This window comes from Streptomyces sp. NPDC102259 (genome assembly GCF_044766465.1).
In the GTDB taxonomy this organism is placed as follows: Bacteria; Actinomycetota; Actinomycetes; order Streptomycetales; family Streptomycetaceae; genus Streptomyces.
This window is the reverse complement of sequence record NZ_JBIWMA010000002.1, coordinates 302,725-320,092: the sequence shown is the minus strand read 5'-3', so window position 1 is coordinate 320,092 and position 17,368 is coordinate 302,725. Positions and strand designations below refer to the sequence as shown.

Below are 17,368 nucleotides of genomic sequence, written 5' to 3'. Positions count from 1 at the left end.
GTCACGCGGGCTACTTGACCGCGACCGGGTTGACGGGTGAGCCGACGGCTCCGGTGATGGGCAGGGGTGCGGCGGTGAGCCAGAACGCGTACCGGCCGTCGGCCGCGCAGTCGGCGGCGAGCCCGTCGAGATCCCACATCTCCCCGATGAGCAGGCCCATGTTGGGGATGGCGACCTGGTGCAGGGGCTGGAAGGCCGCGTCGAACTCGTTCGGCCGTACCTCGAAGCCCCAGGTGTCGGTGGCGACGGCGGCGATCTCGGTGCGGTGCAGCCAGCCGGCCGTGGTGAACGACAGGCCGGGCGAGTCGCCGCCCGCGTAGTCGCCCCAGCCCTCGCGCCGGGCCCGGGCCAGCCGGCCGGTCCGCACGACGACGATGTCACCGCGGCCGACCGCCACGCCGTGCGCGTCGGCGGTCGCGGTCAGGTGCTCCTCGGTGATGGCGAATCCGTCGGGCAACTCACCTTCCTGTCCGATGACCTGGCCTACGTCCAGGAGGACCCCGCGTCCCGCGACGTACGGCGCCATGTGCTCGATGCCGGTGACCAGGTCGCCGTCCGAGGTGACGACCCGCTCGGCCGGCCGGCCGTTCCAGGCCTTGCCGTGGTCGAAGATGTGGCCGAGCCCGTCCCACTGGGTGGAGCACTGGAGCGGCATCGCGATCACGTCGTCGGCGCCGCCGATGCCGTGCGGGAATCCCTGGTTGCCGAGGGCGGCGTCGGTACCGGTGTCGAGCATGGTGTGCACCGGGTTGGTGCGCCGCCGCCAGCCCTTCTGCGGGCCGTTCATGTCGAAGGACTGCGCGAGCGAGAAACTGACTCCCCGGCGGACCAGCGCGGCGCCTTCGCGGCGCTTCGCCTCGTCGAGGAAGTTCAGGGTGCCCAGCACATCGGCCTCACCCCAACGACCCCAGTTGGAGTAGGACTTGGCTGCTTCGGCGATGGCGCTCTCGGGGTCGTGCGGGTCCAGGCTCACGACGTCGCCTCCGCGATACAGCGGGTGCGCTGGGCGCCGAGTCCGGTGATCGAGCCGTCCATGACGTCGCCGTCCCGCAGCAGCCGTCCCCAGTGCATGCCGTTGCCGGCCGGGCTGCCGGTCAACACCAGGTCCCCGGGCAGGAGTCGGGCGGTCTGAGAGGCGTAGGACACCAGTCGGGCGATGCCGAAGAGCATGTCCTTGGTGGACTCGTCCTGCATGGTCTCGCCGTTCAGCTTCAGGGTGACCCGCAGATCGCCCGGGTCGGCGACCGACGTGGTCGGCACGATCCAGGGGCCGAGCGGGGTGAAACCGGGGGCGTTCTTGCTGCGCAGCCAGTCGGTGCCGATGGCCTTCATGTCCCGGCGGAAGACGGTGGCGCGGTCGGTGAGGTCGTTGGCGATCGTGTACCCGGCGACGTGCGCCAGGGCCTCCGACACGGACACCCGGTAGGCCGGTCGACCGACGACGACCGCCAACTCCAGCTCCCAGTCGGGCTGTTCGGCCCAGGAGGGCAGGACGACATCGTCGTAGGGCCCGGTGATCGCGCTCGGCAGACCGATGAACACGTACGGCAGGTCCTCCGCCGCCCGCCGGTCCATGATGTCGGCGATCTCCGCCCGGGCCGCTTCCGGCGTGCGCGGATCGTCGGGCGCGCGCTGGGCGACCTCCAGGTCGATCACGTGCTGCCGGTAGTTGGCGCCGGACTGGAAGACCTGGCGGGGCTCGACCGGGGCGTGCACCCTCAGCCCGTCGAGCGACCGCCAGGCGGCGGTGGTGGCGGTGGCTTCGACGGTGTCGGTGGCGTCCCTGGCATCGGTGGTGGCGATGGCGCCGTCCGCCGCGAGGGCGCTCAGGCGCGGCAGCGCCTCGTCCCAGCGCTCGAAGAGCCGCCGGGTCGTCAGGGCGGGGTCGCCGAAGACGGTGCGAAGGTCCAGGACCCGCCCCTCGGGGAGCACGAGACCGGGGAAAGGTTCCTGGTCAGGGGCGGAAAGGGTGCCGAGGGCGAAAGGTCCGGAGAAGGACGCGGAAGGGGCTGCGGGTTTCACTGACATGTCCTCCTGATGGCGATGCGACCAATCTGGCCCCCCTCCCGTAATCTGGGAAATCGATTCTTTGGATATCGATCATCCATCGTGTGAATAACGCCGCCTGAGGGCGGCCCTCGGTGTGGAGGCGTCGTGTACCTGTCCGGCCTCGATCTCAACCTCGTCCTGTCCCTACGGGCGCTGCTGGAGGAACGCAACGTCACCCGGGCCGGACAGCGCATCGGGCTCAGCCAGCCCGCGATGAGCGCGGCCCTGGCCCGTCTGCGCCGCCACTTCGACGACGAGCTGCTCTCCCGCGTCGGCGGCCAGTACGAGCTCACCGCACTCGGGCGCGCCCTGCTCGACCGCACCGCCACCGCCTGTGACCTGCTGGAAAGGGTGTTCAGCAGCAGGGCCGAGTTCGTTCCCGGCCGTGAGGAGCACGAGTTCACCCTGCTCTCCTCCGACTACGCCGTCGCCGTGTTCGGCGCCGAGCTCGCCCGGACCGTGCACGCCGAGGCTCCCGGGGTACGGCTGCGCTTCCAGCGGCCTCCGACCGACGTGACGGAGGAGACGGCCCCCCTGCTCGGCGCGGCGGACGGGCTGCTGATGCCGCACGGCGTCATCAGCGGCTTCCCCGCCGTCGAGCTGTTCACCGACGGCTGGGCCTTTCTCGTCGCCGAGACCAACGAGGAGGTCGGCGACCGGCTGACCATGGACGACCTGGCACGGCTGCCCTGGGTCACCTACCAGCGCACCTACGACGCCCCCGCCGCCCGCCAGTTGAGCATGCTCGGCATCGAACCCCGCGTCGAGGTTTCCGTCGACAGCTTCCAGGTGCTGCCGTTCCTGGTGGCCGGCACCCGCCGGATCGCCCTGGTGCAGCAGCGCCTGGCCGAGCAGCTGCGCGGGGTGGCCGCCGTACGCGTCATGGCGGCGCCGTACGAGGTGGTCCCCCTCCAGGAAGCCCTGTGGTGGCACCCGGTCCACACCCACGACGCGGCCCATATCTGGCTGCGCGAGACCGCTGCCCGCGTGGGAGCGGAGCTGAGCGCGCTCGCCTCCGGAGCCCGGACCCCGGGCCGCGTCCGAGGCGTGAATGCGTGAATGCCCCCTCAGCCCGTCGTCAGCAGGCCCTTGAGCGCGAGGTTGAGCTCCAGGACGTTCACCCGGGGCTCACCGAGGAAGCCCAGGGTGCGGCCCTCGGTGTGCTCGTCGACCAGCTCGCGGACCTGGGCCACGGACAGGCCGTTCCTCTCGGCGATCCGGTGCACCTGGATGTCCGCGTACTGCGGGGAGATGTCCGGGTCCAGTCCGGAGCCCGAGGAGGTGACCGCGTCGGCCGGCACGTCCGAGGGACTGACCCGGTAGTCGGCCGTCGAGTTGTCCTCGACGACCGCCGCCTTCGCGGCCGTCACCCAGTCGATCAGGTCCTTGTCGTCGGCGGACCGGTTGGTCGCGCCGGACAGGATCAGCTTGTACCGGGTGTTGACGCTGTTGACGCCGAGGCCGTTGCGCGGACGGCCCTGGAACCACTTCAGGTCGGGCTCCGGGGTCTCCTGGCCCTTCTTCAACGGCAGGTCGTAGGCCTGGCCGATGAGGGAGGAGCCGACGACGTGGCCGTCCGCCTCGATCTCGGAGCCGTTGGCCCGGCCGGGGAAGACCCCCTGGGCGATCCCGGTGACCACCAGTGGGTAGACGACACCCGTCGCCAGGGTCAGCACGAGCAGGGCTCGCAGGCCCGCCCACAGCAACCGGGCCGTGTTCGTAACCGAGTTGTTCATAGCCTTCAGCACGCTTTCGAGAGGTTACAGCCCGGGAACGAGGGAGATCAGCAGGTCGATGAGCTTGATGCCGGCGAAGGGCGCGACCAGGCCGCCGATGCCGTAGATCGTCAGGTTGCGCCGCAGCATCCTGTCCGCGCTCACCGGCCGGTACCGCACGCCCCTCAGGGACAGCGGGACCAGGGCGATGATGATCAGCGCGTTGAAGACGACCGCGGACAGGATCGCGGAGTCCGGCGAGGACAGTCCCATGATGTTGAGCCTGTCCAGGCCCGGGTAGACCGCCGCGAACAGCGCCGGGATGATCGCGAAGTACTTCGCGACGTCGTTGGCGATGGAAAACGTCGTCAACGCGCCCCGGGTGATGAGGAGTTGCTTGCCGATCTCGACGATCTCGATGAGCTTGGTCGGGTTGGAGTCGAGGTCGACCATGTTGCCGGCCTCCTTCGCGGCCGACGTCCCCGTGTTCATCGCCACCCCGACGTCCGCCTGGGCCAGCGCGGGTGCGTCGTTGGTGCCGTCGCCGGTCATCGCGACGAGCTTGCCGCCCGCCTGCTCCCGCTTGATGAGCGCCATCTTGTCCTCGGGGGTGGCCTCCGCGAGGAAGTCGTCGACGCCGGCCTCCTCGGCGATCGCCTTCGCCGTCAGCGGGTTGTCGCCCGTGATCATGATGGTCTTGATGCCCATCCGGCGCAGTTCGTCGAACCGCTCGCGCATACCGTCCTTGACGACGTCCTTGAGGTGGATGACTCCCAACACCCGTGCGCCGTGCGTGTCTTCGACGGCGACGAGCAGCGGTGTCCCACCCGCCTCGGAGATCCGGTCGGTGAGCGCGCCCGCGTCCTCGGACACCTCGCCGCCCCGCTCCCGGACCCAGGCGACGACCGAACCGGCCGCGCCCTTGCGGATCCTGCGCCCGTCGACGTCCACGCCCGACATCCGGGTCTGGGCGGTGAAGACGATCCACCCGGCGCCGGACAGGTCACCCTGATGGCGCTCCCTCAGCCCGTACCGCTCCTTCGCCAGGACGACGACGGAACGGCCCTCCGGCGTCTCGTCGGCCAGCGACGACAGCTGGGCCGCGTCCGCGAGTTCGGCCTCGGTCGTCCCGCGCACCGGCACGAACTCGGCGGCCCGGCGGTTGCCGAGGGTGATGGTGCCGGTCTTGTCGAGCAGCAGGGTCGAGACGTCGCCGGCGGCCTCGACGGCCCGGCCGGACATGGCCAGTACGTTCCTCTGCACCAGTCGGTCCATCCCCGCGATGCCGATCGCCGACAGCAGCGCGCCGATCGTGGTGGGGATGAGGCAGACCAGCAGCGCCACCAGCACGACCATCGTGAGGTGGGTGCCCGCGTAGTCCGCGAACGGCGGCAGCGTCGCCACCGCGAGCAGGAAGGCGATCGTGAGCGAGGCGAGCAGGATGTTCAGCGCGATCTCGTTCGGCGTCTTCTGCCGGGCCGCGCCCTCCACCAGGCTGATCATCCGGTCGATGAAGGTCTCGCCGGGCTTCGTCGTGATCCTGATGACGATCCGGTCGGAGAGGACCTTCGTGCCGCCGGTGACGGCGCTCCGGTCACCGCCCGACTCACGGATGACCGGCGCCGACTCACCGGTGATCGCCGACTCGTCGACGCTCGCGACGCCCTCGACGACGTCACCGTCGCCCGGGACGACGTCACCGGCCTCGCACACGACGAGGTCGCTGATCCTCAACTCGGTTCCGGGGACCCGCTCTTCGGAGCGAGAGTGCCCGGCGAGCCGTCGGGCCACCGTGTCGGTCTTGGCCTTGCGCAGGGTGTCGGCCTGCGCCTTGCCCCGGCCTTCGGCGACCGCTTCCGCCAGGTTGGCGAAGACCACGGTCAGCCACAGCCAGGCGCTGATGGTCCAGCCGAACCAGTCGCCCGGGTCCTTGAAGGAGAAGACGGTGGTGAGCAGGGAGCCGATCCACACCACGAACATCACGGGTGACGTGACCATCACCCGCGGATCGAGCTTGCGGAAGGCGTCCGGCAGTGCCTTGACGAGTTGCCCGGGGTCGAAGAGCCCCGCGCCCACCCTGCTCTCCTGGTGACGGGTCCGGACGTCCTGGTGGGGTGCCCGGGTGGGAGTGACTGTGGACATCGAGTCCTCTTGCTTCGTTACGTCGGTCGTCATGACGCCAGCCCTTCGGCGAGGGGTCCCAGCGCCAGAGCGGGGAAATAGGTCAGCCCGGTGATGATCAGGATCGCGCCCACCAACAGACCGGTGAACAGCGGCTTCTCGGTGCGCAGGGTGCCGGCCGTGACCGGCACCGGCCGCTGCTCGGCGAGCGAGCCGGCCAGCGCCAGCACGAACACCATCGGCAGGAATCGGCCGAGGAGCATCGCCACGCCCAGGGTGCTGTTGAACCACTGCGTGTCCGCGTTCAGACCGGCGAAGGCCGACCCGTTGTTGTTGGACGCCGAGGTGTAGGCGTAGAGGATCTCGGAGAAGCCGTGCGCGCCGGAGTTGCTCATCGAGTTGCCCGGGGTGGGCAGCGCCATCGCCGCGGCGGTGAAGACCAGTACCAGCGCCGGGGTGATGAGGATGTAGCAGGCCGCGAACTTGATCTCGCGGGTGCCGATCTTCTTGCCCAGGTACTCGGGCGTACGGCCGACCATCAGTCCGGCGATGAACACCGCGACGACTGCCATGATCAGCATGCCGTAGAGGCCGGAGCCGGTGCCGCCGGGCGCGATCTCGCCCAGCATCATGCCGAGCAGGGTGATGCCGCCGCCGAGGCCGGTGAAGGAGGAGTGGAAGGAGTCCACCGCGCCGGTCGAGGTGAGCGTCGTCGACACCGCGAAGATGGACGAGGAGCCGACCCCGAAGCGGACCTCCTTGCCCTCCATCGCGCCGCCGGCGATCTGGAGCGCCGGACCGTGATGGGCGAATTCGGTCCACATCATCAGGGCGACGAAGCCGACCCAGATGGCGGCCATCGTCGCGAGGATCGCGTAACCCTGCTTGACGGAGCCGACCATGATGCCGAAGGTGCGGGTCAGCGCGAACGGGATCACCAGCAGCAGGAAGATCTCGAAGAGGTTCGTGAACGGGGTCGGGTTCTCGAACGGATGGGCGGAGTTGGCGTTGAAGTAGCCGCCGCCGTTGGTGCCCAGCTCCTTGATCGCCTCCTGCGAGGCGACCGCGCCGCCGTTCCACTGCCGCGAGCCGCCGAAGAACTGGCCGACCTCGTGGATTCCGGAGAAGTTCTGGAGGGCGCCGCAGGCGACCAGGACGATCGCGGCGACGGCGGCGAGCGGCAGCAGGATACGGACGGTCCCGCGCACCAGGTCCGACCAGAAGTTGCCCAGTTCACCGGTACGGGACCGCGCGAACCCCCGTACGAGAGCCACCGCCACCGCGATGCCCACGGCCGCGGAGACGAAGTTCTGCACGGCCAGACCCGCCGTCTGCACGACGTGCCCCATGGCCTGCTCGCCGTAGTACGACTGCCAGTTGGTGTTGCTGACGAAGGACGCGGCGGTGTTGAACGCCTGGTCCGGGTCGATGGCCCTGAAGCCGAGCGAGCCGGGCAGGTGGCCCTGGAGCCGCTGGAGCAGGTAGAGGAAGAGGACGCCGACCGCCGAGAAGGCCAGCACACCGCGCAGGTAGGCTGGCCAGCGCATCTCGGTGTCCGGGTCGGCGCCGATGCCCTGGTAGATCCACTTCTCGACGCGCCAGTGCCGGCGGGAGGAGTAGACCCTGGCCATGTAGGTGCCGAGGGGGATGTAGGCGAGCGCCAGCGCCGCCGTGAGAGCCAGCAGCTGGAGCACGCCGGCGAGTACGGGACCCATGGCCGCTCAGAACCTCTCCGGGAAGATCAGGGCGAGTACCAGATAGCCCAGCAGGGCGACGGCCACGACGAGGCCGACGATGTTCTCGGCGGTCACAGCTTGGTCACCCCCTTGGCGACGAGGGCCACCAGCGCGAAGACCGCGAGCGTGGTGACGACGAAGGCCAGGTCGGCCATCGCGAACTCCTTGAAGAGGTGCGGAAGAGGTACGGACAGTCCGAGAGAACACCGTCCGTGGCCGGAAACGACCGTCGTTGACACGTCTCTGACGGCGGCGCCCACGCCTTTGACGCGGCCCTTACGGCCGACGGTCGGTGGTGGGGTCCGCAGGAGGCGCGGACCGGGTCACGGGATCTCCTGCTCGGCCCAGATGATCTTTCCGTCGGCCGTGTACCTGGAACCCCAGCGATGGGCCAGCTGTGCCACCAGAAAGAGGCCGCGGCCCCCCTCGTCCATGATCCGGGCATGCCTCAGCCGTGGGGCCGTACTGCTGGCGTCGGAGACCTCGCAGGTCAGGCGCGCGTCGAGGATCAGCCGCAGCCGAATGGGCGGCGTGGCGTAGCGCACGGCGTTGGTCACCAGCTCGCTCACGATGAGCTCGGACGTCATGGCCAGATCGCCGAGCCCCCAGGCCTCCACCTGCCGGGTGGCCCGGGCCCGGACGTCGGCGACGGCGGCCGGGTCCACCGGCACCTCCCAGGAGACGACATGGTCGGCGCCGAGGGCGTGCGTGCGCGCCAGGAGCAGGGCGATGTCGTCGGGCTGGGGCACGGGCACGAGCTGCCGCACGGCCGAGGTGCACAGGGTCGCCAGATCGGCGTCGGACCGGGCCAGCACCTCGCCGAGCCGGGACATGCCCTCTTCGATGTCCCGGTCGGCTCCCTCCACGAGTCCGTCGGTGTAGAGACCGATCAGGCTGTTCTCGGCGAGCTCGATCTCGGTCGATTCGAAGGCCATCCCGCCGAGCCCCAGCGGAGGCCCGGCCGGAGGCTCCGGGAAGGACACCCGTCCGTCGGGGCCGACGACGACGGGCGGCGGATGGCCCGCCCGGGCCATGGCGCACCGGCGGGTGACCGGGTCGTAGACGGCGTACAGGCAGGTCGCCCCGAGGAAGGCGGTGGCGGACTGGTGGGCGGCCGGGTCGTCCGTCCGTTCCACGCTCAGCCGGAGCACGAGGTCGTCGAGGTGGGCCAGCAGCTCGTCGGGAGGCATCTCCATGTCGGCGAGGGTCTGCACCGCGGTGCGCAGCCGGCCCATGGTCGCCGCGGCGGCGATGCCGTGCCCCACCACATCGCCGACGACGAGGCCCACCCGGGCCCCGGACAGCGGGATGACGTCGAACCAGTCGCCGCCCACCCCGTCGGTCGCGTCCGCCGGCAGATAGGAGGAGGCCAGCTCCAACGCCGTTCCGCCCGCCAGGGCGTGGGGCAGCAGGCTGCGCTGAAGGGTGACCGCGGCCGTGTGTTCCCGCGTGTACCGGCGGGCGTTGTCGACGCACAGCGCCGCCCGCGCCACCAGCTCCCGGGCCAGCAGGACGTCGTCGGACCGGAACGAGACGGGGTTCAGGGACCGGACGAAGGTGGCGAGGCCCAGCGCGGTGTTGCGCGCCCGCATCGGCACGGAGATGAGGGAGTGCAGGCCGAACTCGCGGATGCTCACCGCCCGTTCGGGCTGTTCGGTGGTCCACAGCTCGTCGGAGGGATCGAGTACGGGGATGAGGATCGGCTCGCCGTCGATGAGCAGGTGGGCGTCGTGCGGCGGCGGCAGGAAGTCCACCCGGTCCCCGATCCGTGCCACGGCCTCCGGGCAGCCCTCGCGCACCGAACACATCCCCGCGCGGCGCATCACCGGCCGCACGGGCGCCGGGCCGGCGTCGGTCAGCCACGCGCCGTGCCCTTCGGTGCTGAGCACCGGCTCCAGGAGGTCGACGATGACGAAGTCCGCGAATCCGGGCACGGCGAAGTCGGCGAGCTCCTGGGCGGTGACCATCACGTCCAGGGTGGTGCCGACGCGGGTGCCGGCCTCGTTGACCAGCGACAGCAGCCGGCGGGCGTTCCACCGCTCGGTGACGTCCTGGACCATGTAGCAGACCCCGGTGACGGAGCCTTCGTCGTTCACCAGGGGGAAGAACGACGTGGAGTAGGCGTGCCGGCGGTGCGGGTCGGCCCAGCTCCACCCCAGGTACTCGTAGTCGGTGATCGGGACCCCGGTCTCCAGCACCTTGCCCATCAGCCCCTCGATGGCGACCGCCTGAAGGCCGGGCAGCAGGTCGCTCAGCCGGCGCCCCAGGCGCTGTTCACGGGGCACACCGCCGAACCGTTCCAGCGTGTCGTTCAGCCACACATAGCGCAGCTGTGGATCCATCACGGCCATCCCGACCGGGGAACGGGTCAGGAACCCGTCGAGGACGGACTGACCCAGCGCCCACTGCTCGCCCTGCCCGCGTGCCGAGAGCAGGAAGCACTCGTCGTCGCCGATCCGGAAGGAGGCGGAGACCCGCAGGTCGACGTCGACGGGGTGGCCGTCCCGGTGCCGTACGGAGATGACACCGCTCCACCCCATGCCGGCCCGGCACCGCGCCGCGACACCGGCCACCCGTGCCGGGTCCCGGTCCATCGCCACCAGCTCCGCCGCCGAGCGGCCGACGACCTCCGCGGCCGGACGGCCTAGCAACGCTTCCGCACCACGCGTCCAGCCGACCACGACGCCGTCCGCGGACACGATCGCCGCCGCGTCGGTGGACGCGTCGAGGAGATCGCGCGGTCCCGCGGGCGTCGGAGCGTCGAAAGCATCTCGCGCAGAATCCATGGGTTCCGTCCTTTACACGAACCATGGTCCTGCTTGTCCGCCCGATGCGCACGGCGCCGTCGACCTCCCCCGCGAGGCCTCCGGTTTCCCGACACGCCGAACCGGAGGCAGCATGGAGGTACAGGAGGAGGCTCCGCGATGACAGCCGAACCCATCCGGTCGGGCGGGGACGCCTACGGCCCCGACACGTCCGCGCCCACCGGCCTGCTGGACGTGCTGAGCGTGTCCGCGATGGTCATCGACATCGACGGACGCATCGTGTTCTGGACCCCCCAGGCGGAGGACCTCTTCGGCTACACCGCGCAGGAGGCCCTCGGCAAGTACGCGGCACGGCTGTTGATCCACCCCGAGCACCTCCAGTCCGTGGTGCGGCTGTTCGCGGAGGTGCTGGAGACCGGCCGGAGCTGGGCCGGCGCCTTCCCCATCCGGCACAAGGACGGCAGCAGCCGACTGATGGAGTTCCGCAACATGCGGCTGCAGGACGATCTCGGGGACGTCTACGCCCTGGGCATCGCCGCCGACCACAACCTGCTCCAGCGCGTCGAGACCGATCTGGCGCTGTGCGAACGGCTGATCAACCAGTCGCCGATCGGTCTGGCCCTCCTGGACCCCGACCTGTGCTACCTCCTGGTCAACCCGGCGCTCGAACGCATCGACGGCATCCCCGCCGAGGATCATGTCGGCCGTCGGCTCAGGGACGCGATGCCCCTTCCCGACGTCGACACCATCGAGTCCGCCCTGCGGCAGGTGCTCACCACCGGCACGCCGCTGCTGGACCAGTACCACGTGGGCCGCCCGCCGACCGACCCCGAGCACGAACACGCCTGGTCCCTCTCCTTCTACCGCCTGGAGGACCCCGGCGGGCGGGTGCTGGGCGCGGCCGCCTCGGTCGTCGACGTCACCGAACGGCACCGCGCCGCCGCGGAGGCCGACCGGGCCCGGCGGCGCCTCGCCCTCATCGCCGAGGCCTCCACCCGGGTCGGCACCACGCTGGAGGTGGACCGGACCGCCCACGAACTGGCCGAGATCGCCGTCCCCCAGCTCGCCGACGTGGTCGCCGTGGACATCCTGGACTCCGCCCTGGCCCTGCGCCGCTCGCGTCGGCCGGACAACGGTTCGGAGCTCTTCCGCGCGCTCGCGCTGAAGGCGAGCCACCCCACCGTGGCGCTGCGCGCCGCCGACCCGCCGGGCGACGTCGCGGCCTACGAGGGTGACCGTCTGGTCACCCTGTGCGTGCACACCGGCCGGCCGGTCCTGGTGCGGCACGTCAGCGAGCAGGACATCCCACGGATCGCCCGGGACGCCGAGGCCGGTGCGCTGCTGGCCCGGGCCGGGGTCCACTCGTACCTCGCCGTGCCGCTGATCGCCCACGGCGAGGTGCTCGGCGCCCTCGACCTCAAGCGCACCCGCAACCCGCTGCCGTTCGACGAGGACGACGTCATCCTGGCCGGTGAGCTGGCCGGCCGTGCCGCCGTGGCCATCGACAACGCGCGCTGGTTCCAGAGCGTGCGCAACACCGCGCTGACCCTCCAGCGCAGTCTGCTGCCCGACCACCCGCCGCATCACACCGGTCTGGAACTGGCCTCCCGCTACCAGCCCGCCCAGGCGACCAGCGAGGTCGGCGGCGACTGGTACGACGTCATCCCGCTGACCGACGACAAGACCGCGCTGGTCGTCGGGGACGTCATGGGCAACGGCATCGACGCCGCCGCCACCATGGGCCGGCTGCGCACCGCGACCTGTGCCTACGCGGACCTCGACCTGGAGCCCGGCGACGTGCTGCGGCACCTGGACAAGATCACCTGCGACCTGGAGCACTACATCGTGACCTGCCTGTACGCGGTGTACGACCCCCGTACCCGGCAGTGCCGCATCGCCAACGCGGGGCATATGCCGCCCGCACTGGCCGGTCCCGGCCATCCCCCCACGCTGCTGGAGCTCCCCACCGGGGCCCCGCTCGGCGTCGGCGGCGTCGCCTTCGAGACCACCACGGCCGAACTCGCCCCCGGCGATCTGCTGGTCCTGTACACGGACGGCCTCGTGGAGACCCGCCTGCACTCCATCGACGACCGTCTGGCGGTCCTGCTCACCTTCCTGGACGAGCCCGGCCGTCCCCTGGAGGAGATCTGCGACCTGCTGCTGTACGGCCTGCGCCACCCCGACGACCACGACGACGTCGCCCTGCTCATCGCCCGGACCCAGTAGCGGGTGCGTCGGCCATGACCAGCCCCGCGATGTGGGAGGTGACCGTGTCGAGGATGTCGGTCCAGGCGCCCGCGTCGCCCAGCACGAGGTAGTTGAGGGTCAGGCCGTCGGTCATGGCGGCCAGATACCGGGCCAGGACGGGGACGGGGACGCGCAGCCGGAGGTCCATGCGGCTGCGGAGCTGCTCGATGAGTTCCGTGTAGGCGTCGCCGTACATCTCGTACTGCCGCCGGGCCAGTTGCTCGAAACCCGGCTCGCGCAGGGCGTACTGGGTGAGTTCGTAGGTCAGCATGTGCTCGTCGGGATGGGCGCGGACGTGGTCCCAGTACGCCTGGAAGCCCGCCCGGACGGTCTCCTCGAGGGTGGCCCTCGGCCGTAGCGCGTCCTTCACGACGCTCACCGAGTGGTCGGTGAGCGTCGTGATGACGGACTCGACGAGGGCCTGCTTGGAGTCGAAGCAGTAGTGGAAGACGCTCAGGGACACCCCGGCCTCGGCGGCGATGGACCGGGTGGTCGTCTTGGGGACGCCGTCCCGGGCCATCGCTCTGATCGCCGCCTCCGTCAGCTGCCGGCGCCGTTGCGCCGACGGCATCCGTGCCATGTGTGTCCCCCCGTGGCTGCCTGCTAGGCGCTGTGGACGCCCACCTCGTACAGCGAGTATCCCCAATCCGTGCCCCGGTCCAGGCCGTGCACCCGGACGTAGCGGGCGGGGGTGCCGGTGAACCTGGCCGTGTCCAGACCGCCGTCGCCGGAGGTGGTGGACCAGGCGGTCGTCCAGGTGGTGCCGTCGGTGGAGAGTTCGACGCGGTACGACTTCCCGTACGCGCGCTCCCAGTCGAGGGTGACGCGGGAGACCAGGTTGGTGGAGCCCAGGTCGACCTGCCACCACTGGTCGTCGCTCCAGTCACTGGCCCAGCGGCTGGCGTCGTCGCCGTCCGCGGCCCGGCCGGGCTGGTAGCTGGTGAACGGGTTCGACTCGGACGAACTCGCCGTGGCGGTACGGCCCTTGGCGAGGTTCACCGAGGCCTGGTGCTGCTCGGTCGAGCCCCAGGTGCCGAGGTAGGACTCGGCGCCCCGGAAGAGGTCGTCCACCACGTCCTGGCCCGCGACGAGCCGGATGTCCTCGATCCAGTCGGGGATCAGGCCCACGTCGGCGCCGCCGTCGGTGTTGTAGTCGAAGGTGCGGGCGCCGACGGTCTGCTTGTCGATGAGGGAGCCGCCGTCGACGCTCTTGAAGGGGTACGTGACCTTGTTCGCTGCGTCGGCTCCGCGCGGGGCGGGGTGGTCGCCGATGCCGTTGAAGTCGGTGCCGTAGCCGTAGCCGACGTCGTACTTGTCCCGCAGCGCTTCGGTCCGCTCGGCCTCCTTGCCGAAGGCCTCGGAGCCGTGCATGTACTGGGCGACGAAACCGCCGAGGGAGTAGACCCGCTCGGTCCAGTTCAGGTCCATCCAGCTGTGCGAGGACAGGACGCCGGGGTAGTTCGCGGCCTCGAAGATGTCGAGCGCCTGGCCGGTGGCCTTGACGCTCATGTGGTCGATCTCGAGCATCATCTTGCGCTTCATCATGCCCCGCACGGCGTACTCGCCCAGGGCGGTGAGCCCGCGGGTGTTGCACTGGGCGTCCGCGTCGTACGAGGGGACCTCCGTGCCCGCGGGCAGGTCCGACTCCGCCGCGGAGGCGGCGGTGCCGATGGGGTTGTCGTGCTGCGGTCCGGTGCACTTCTCGGTCTGCCAGAACGTGCCGGTGGACAGGAACTGGCCGACGTTGATGGCCGTGCCGAGGCCGCCCTCGTCGAAGCGGACGCCGCACAGCGCGTTGTCGAACTTGTGGCACAGGAACATGCTGCGCACGCCCAGCGCGTACAGCTCGTCCAGCCCCTTGTCGACGTCGGCCTGGCTGCACTGCGCGATGTCGAGGATCTGCTTGCAGCCGAACGGCTCGGAGGTCTCGACGCCCAGGACGACCGCCAGCTTGCCCTGCTTGACGACCTCACGCGCCTGCGCGCTGTCCAGGACGATCCGGAACCAGCCCTTGCCGGTGCCGCCGTACATCTTGTCGATGTAGGCCTGGAGGTCGTACGTCAGCTTCGCCTGGAGGCGGATCGACGTCATCTCGTCACAACTGCGGTCCTTGAACGGGTAGATGGAGCAGATCATGCCGTTGGTGACCAGGTCGTTGACCAGCACCCGCTGTCCGCCGCGCCAGGCCCGCTCCACCCAGGCGTAGTAGTTCGCCTGATGGGTCATCGAGTCGTAGGCAGGCCAGTCCTTGAAGGTCGGCCAGCCGGCCGGGTCGTGCTTGCCGTCGCCGCCGTGGGTGATGTAGTCGAAGAGCGCGAGCGTGCCGTCCGGGTAGTGCTCGGGACAGTCCTTGAGCGCGTCGGCGACCCCGGCTTCGGAGAACACCTTGCCGCAGATGAGCCGGCCGCCGAAGGCCTCGTTGGAGAACAGGTGGTTGTGCGCGTCGACGAACCCGCGCACATCGCCCGCCGAGTCGGTGCCGGTGAACGGCTCGCCGGTCACATTGATCTGGGAGTCGGGGGTCGGTCTGGCCGTCGGCGTCCACCAGTCCGCGCCGGCCGCCGAGCTCGGTGTGGGGCCGAGGACCGTGGCGAGCACGAGCAGGAGCAGGGAGACGACGGTGACATCCCGGCGTCTGCGGTACGGGCGTCCGGTCATGGTCACAGCCCACGTCCCTCGGTCGGCGGGAAGGCGCGGTCGACGAGGGCTTTTCGACTGCCCATGAGATTGTCATGACCGGCGCAAGATAGTGCGACGAGGATCGCGACAGATGCCCTACCGAGTCAAGGGTCCGGGACGCTTGACCTGATAGGCGATGGTCCACGGACGGCCCGGCGCACGGCGCAAACTCCCCCGTCGCGGGCGATCCCACCTCGGTCAGGCCGTCATGGATCCGGGGCGCGCTGGAGTCGGGGGTCCGGGCCGCACTGGAGACACACGGGGCGCAAGGACATCTCGGAAATGTTTTGAACGCGTTCAAAACAGTAGTAGGGTCCTCTTCGACAAGGAGGGGGCCTCACTCATGAAGATCGTGCTACCCAGCGGCACCGGGCAGGTGGGGACCGTGCTGCGCCGCGCGCTGACCGCGGCCGGACACGAGGTCGCGGTACTGAGCAGACGGCCCACGGGCCCCGGCGAGATCCCGTGGGACGGCCGCACGCGCGGCCCCTGGACCGAGGTGATCGACGGCAGCGACGTCGTGGTCAACCTGGCCGGCCGCAGCGTCAGCTGCCGCTACACACCGGACAACCTCCGGGCGATGATGGACTCACGGGTGGACTCGGCCCGGGTCGTCGGCCGGGCGATCGCCGCCGCGGCGCGGCCCCCGCGGATCTGGCTCCAGATGAGCACCGCCACCGTCTACGCCCACCGGTTCGACGCCCCCAACGACGAGGCCACCGGCGTGATCGGCGGAGCCGAACCCGGCGTCCCGGACTACTGGGGCTACAGCGTGGACATCGCGACCGCCTGGGAGCGGGAGCAGGAGATGGCCGACACCCCGCACACCCGCAAGGTGGCGCTGCGGGCCGCGATGGTGATGAGCCCGGACCGGGGCGGGGTGTTCGACGTCCTGTCGCGGCTCGCCCGGCTCGGCCTCGGCGGCCCGGTCGCGGGCGGCCGTCAGTACGTGTCCTGGATCCACGACCACGACTTCGTCCGCGCGGTCGAGTTCCTCGTCGGACGGGACGACCTCGCCGGACCGGTGAACCTGGCCGCCCCGGCCCCGCTCCCCCACCGCGCGTTCATGCGCGCGCTGCGCGGCGCGTGGAAGGTCCCGGTGGGCCTGCCCGCGACGAAGTGGATGGCGGAACTCGGCGCCTTCGCCCTGCGCTCGGACACCGAACTGCTCCTCAAGAGCCGGCGCGTGGTCCCCGGCCGGCTGCTCGACGCGGGCTTCGCCTTCGACCACCCCGAGTGGCCACAGGCCGCCGCCGACCTCGTACGACGGGTGCGAGGCCGCTGACGGGCCGCGCGGACGTGCACAGGGGTCACGTCCGCGCGGCTGTTCTCGGTGGGCGTCAGCTCGTCGCGCGGACCGCTTCGAGGATCAGGTCCGCGACCGCCTTCGGCTGCGACACCGCGACGGCGTGCGAGGCGCCGTCGAGCTCGACGATCGTCGCCCCGGCCCGCTGGGCGCCGAAGCGCTCGACCTCGGGGTTGATGGCCTCGTCCGCGCCGGCGATCAGCGCCCAGGACGGCTTGGTCTGCCAGGCGGCCGCCGTGGCGGTCTCCTCGAACGCGGCGGCGGCCAGCGGGCGCTGGGCCGCGGCCAGGATCTTGGTGACGTCCCCGGGCAGGTCGGCGGCGAACACCGACGGGAAGGCGTCCTCCGCGATGGTGACCTCGACGGCGGGGTCGCCGCCCGGAACCGGGTACGTCCACTGCTTCAGGTTGCTGACCAGCGTGGAGAGCGGGAAGCGGCCCTGGAGCTCGCCCAGGCTCTCGCCCTCCGCCAGGGCGTAGGCGGCGACGTAGACGAGACCGACGACGTTCTCCGTGGTGCCGGCCACCGTGATGAGGGCGCCGCCGTAGGAGTGGCCGACGAGGATCACGGGGCCGTCGATCTGGGCGGCGAAGGAGGCGATGTACGCGGCGTCGGAGGCGAGGCCGCGCAGCGGGTTCGGCGGGGCGATCACGGGGACGCCGTGGCCCTGGAGTTCGGCGATGACGCCGGACCAGCTCGCGGCGTCCGCGAACGCTCCGTGGACCAGAACGACAGTGGGGGTGGTCATGG

General features: G+C 70.7%; 14 protein-coding genes. 3 read left to right on the top strand and 11 right to left on the bottom strand.

Going from position 1 to position 17,368, the window contains the following annotated elements; all coding sequences use genetic code 11:
- Positions 1–10 precede the first annotated feature (10 nt).
- Positions 11–973, bottom strand: coding sequence for a cyclase family protein (locus tag ACIRPU_RS06030; protein WP_403862264.1), 963 nt, complete (start codon positions 971–973; stop codon positions 11–13).
- On the bottom strand, positions 970–2,028 hold the full coding sequence (locus tag ACIRPU_RS06025) for a fumarylacetoacetate hydrolase family protein (protein ID WP_403862261.1): 1,059 nt from the start codon (positions 2,026–2,028) through the stop codon (positions 970–972). The genes ACIRPU_RS06030 and ACIRPU_RS06025 overlap by 4 nt, the downstream gene beginning before the upstream one ends.
- A 126-nt stretch (positions 2,029–2,154) precedes the next feature.
- Between ACIRPU_RS06025 and ACIRPU_RS06020 the strand changes: the two genes are divergently transcribed.
- Positions 2,155–3,108, top strand: coding sequence for a LysR family transcriptional regulator (locus tag ACIRPU_RS06020; RefSeq protein ID WP_403862257.1), 954 nt, complete (start codon positions 2,155–2,157; stop codon positions 3,106–3,108).
- An 8-nt stretch (positions 3,109–3,116) separates the two neighbouring features.
- Here the strand turns inward: ACIRPU_RS06020 and ACIRPU_RS06015 are convergent, their stop codons facing one another.
- The 6 genes from ACIRPU_RS06015 to ACIRPU_RS05990 form a co-directional block, all read right to left on the bottom strand.
- Positions 3,117–3,785 (bottom strand): potassium-transporting ATPase subunit C, encoded by a 669-nt coding sequence (locus ACIRPU_RS06015; RefSeq protein ID WP_403862254.1) that lies wholly within the window; start codon positions 3,783–3,785, stop codon positions 3,117–3,119.
- Positions 3,786–3,809: 24 nt separating this feature from the next.
- Complete coding sequence (kdpB, locus tag ACIRPU_RS06010; RefSeq protein ID WP_403862251.1) at positions 3,810–5,939, bottom strand: potassium-transporting ATPase subunit KdpB; 2,130 nt, start codon at positions 5,937–5,939, stop codon at positions 3,810–3,812.
- A complete protein-coding gene (kdpA, locus tag ACIRPU_RS06005; protein ID WP_403862248.1) occupies positions 5,936–7,600 on the bottom strand; it encodes a potassium-transporting ATPase subunit KdpA in 1,665 nt (554 codons plus the stop codon). The genes kdpB and kdpA overlap by 4 nt, the downstream gene beginning before the upstream one ends.
- Before the next feature lie 6 nt (positions 7,601–7,606).
- Positions 7,607–7,696, bottom strand: coding sequence for a K(+)-transporting ATPase subunit F (gene kdpF / locus ACIRPU_RS06000; RefSeq protein ID WP_016434100.1), 90 nt, complete (start codon positions 7,694–7,696; stop codon positions 7,607–7,609).
- Positions 7,693–7,860, bottom strand: coding sequence for a hypothetical protein (locus ACIRPU_RS05995; protein WP_355702062.1), 168 nt, complete (start codon positions 7,858–7,860; stop codon positions 7,693–7,695). Before ACIRPU_RS05995 ends, kdpF begins: the two co-directional genes overlap by 4 nt.
- 84 nt (positions 7,861–7,944) lie before the next feature.
- Positions 7,945–10,407 carry a SpoIIE family protein phosphatase gene (locus tag ACIRPU_RS05990; protein ID WP_403862245.1) on the bottom strand — a complete coding sequence of 821 codons (2,463 nt, stop codon included), beginning with the start codon at positions 10,405–10,407 and terminating at the stop codon, positions 7,945–7,947.
- 138 nt (positions 10,408–10,545) lie between these two features.
- Between ACIRPU_RS05990 and ACIRPU_RS05985 the strand changes: the two genes are divergently transcribed.
- Entirely contained in the window at positions 10,546–12,612 is a 2,067-nt protein-coding gene (locus ACIRPU_RS05985) for a SpoIIE family protein phosphatase (RefSeq protein ID WP_403862242.1), read from the top strand.
- On the opposite strand, the gene ACIRPU_RS05980 is transcribed toward ACIRPU_RS05985, so the two are convergent.
- Together ACIRPU_RS05980 and ACIRPU_RS05975 are read right to left on the bottom strand one after the other, a co-directional pair.
- Positions 12,593–13,213 (bottom strand): TetR/AcrR family transcriptional regulator, encoded by a 621-nt coding sequence (locus tag ACIRPU_RS05980; RefSeq protein WP_403862239.1) that lies wholly within the window; start codon positions 13,211–13,213, stop codon positions 12,593–12,595. The genes ACIRPU_RS05985 and ACIRPU_RS05980 overlap by 20 nt on opposite strands.
- 23 nt (positions 13,214–13,236) lie before the next feature.
- Positions 13,237–15,291, bottom strand: coding sequence for a discoidin domain-containing protein (locus ACIRPU_RS05975; protein ID WP_403862236.1), 2,055 nt, complete (start codon positions 15,289–15,291; stop codon positions 13,237–13,239).
- 364 nt (positions 15,292–15,655) lie between these two features.
- Between ACIRPU_RS05975 and ACIRPU_RS05970 the strand changes: the two genes are divergently transcribed.
- On the top strand, positions 15,656–16,597 hold the full coding sequence (locus ACIRPU_RS05970; protein WP_403862233.1) for a DUF1731 domain-containing protein: 942 nt from the start codon (positions 15,656–15,658) through the stop codon (positions 16,595–16,597).
- A 55-nt stretch (positions 16,598–16,652) separates the two neighbouring features.
- On the opposite strand, the gene ACIRPU_RS05965 is transcribed toward ACIRPU_RS05970, so the two are convergent.
- Positions 16,653–17,366 carry an alpha/beta hydrolase gene (locus tag ACIRPU_RS05965; protein WP_355702068.1) on the bottom strand — a complete coding sequence of 238 codons (714 nt, stop codon included), beginning with the start codon at positions 17,364–17,366 and terminating at the stop codon, positions 16,653–16,655.
- Between the last annotated feature and the right edge of the window lie 2 nt (positions 17,367–17,368).

What these genes read in the sequence shown, in the direction of transcription:
- ACIRPU_RS05980 (WP_403862239.1), bottom strand. Translation starts at nt 13,213, where the DNA reads ATGGCACGGATGCCGTCGGCGCAACGGCGCCGGCAGCTGACGGAGGCG.
- ACIRPU_RS05985 (WP_403862242.1), top strand. Translation starts at nt 10,546, where the DNA reads ATGACAGCCGAACCCATCCGGTCGGGCGGGGACGCCTACGGCCCCGAC.
- ACIRPU_RS06015 (WP_403862254.1), bottom strand. Translation starts at nt 3,785, where the DNA reads ATGAACAACTCGGTTACGAACACGGCCCGGTTGCTGTGGGCGGGCCTG.
- kdpA (WP_403862248.1), bottom strand. Translation starts at nt 7,600, where the DNA reads ATGGGTCCCGTACTCGCCGGCGTGCTCCAGCTGCTGGCTCTCACGGCG.
- ACIRPU_RS05970 (WP_403862233.1), top strand. Translation starts at nt 15,656, where the DNA reads ATGAAGATCGTGCTACCCAGCGGCACCGGGCAGGTGGGGACCGTGCTG.
- ACIRPU_RS06025 (WP_403862261.1), bottom strand. Translation starts at nt 2,028, where the DNA reads ATGTCAGTGAAACCCGCAGCCCCTTCCGCGTCCTTCTCCGGACCTTTC.
- kdpB (WP_403862251.1), bottom strand. Translation starts at nt 5,939, where the DNA reads ATGACGACCGACGTAACGAAGCAAGAGGACTCGATGTCCACAGTCACT.
- ACIRPU_RS05975 (WP_403862236.1), bottom strand. Translation starts at nt 15,291, where the DNA reads ATGACCGGACGCCCGTACCGCAGACGCCGGGATGTCACCGTCGTCTCC.
- ACIRPU_RS05990 (WP_403862245.1), bottom strand. Translation starts at nt 10,407, where the DNA reads ATGGATTCTGCGCGAGATGCTTTCGACGCTCCGACGCCCGCGGGACCG.
- ACIRPU_RS05965 (WP_355702068.1), bottom strand. Translation starts at nt 17,366, where the DNA reads ATGACCACCCCCACTGTCGTTCTGGTCCACGGAGCGTTCGCGGACGCC.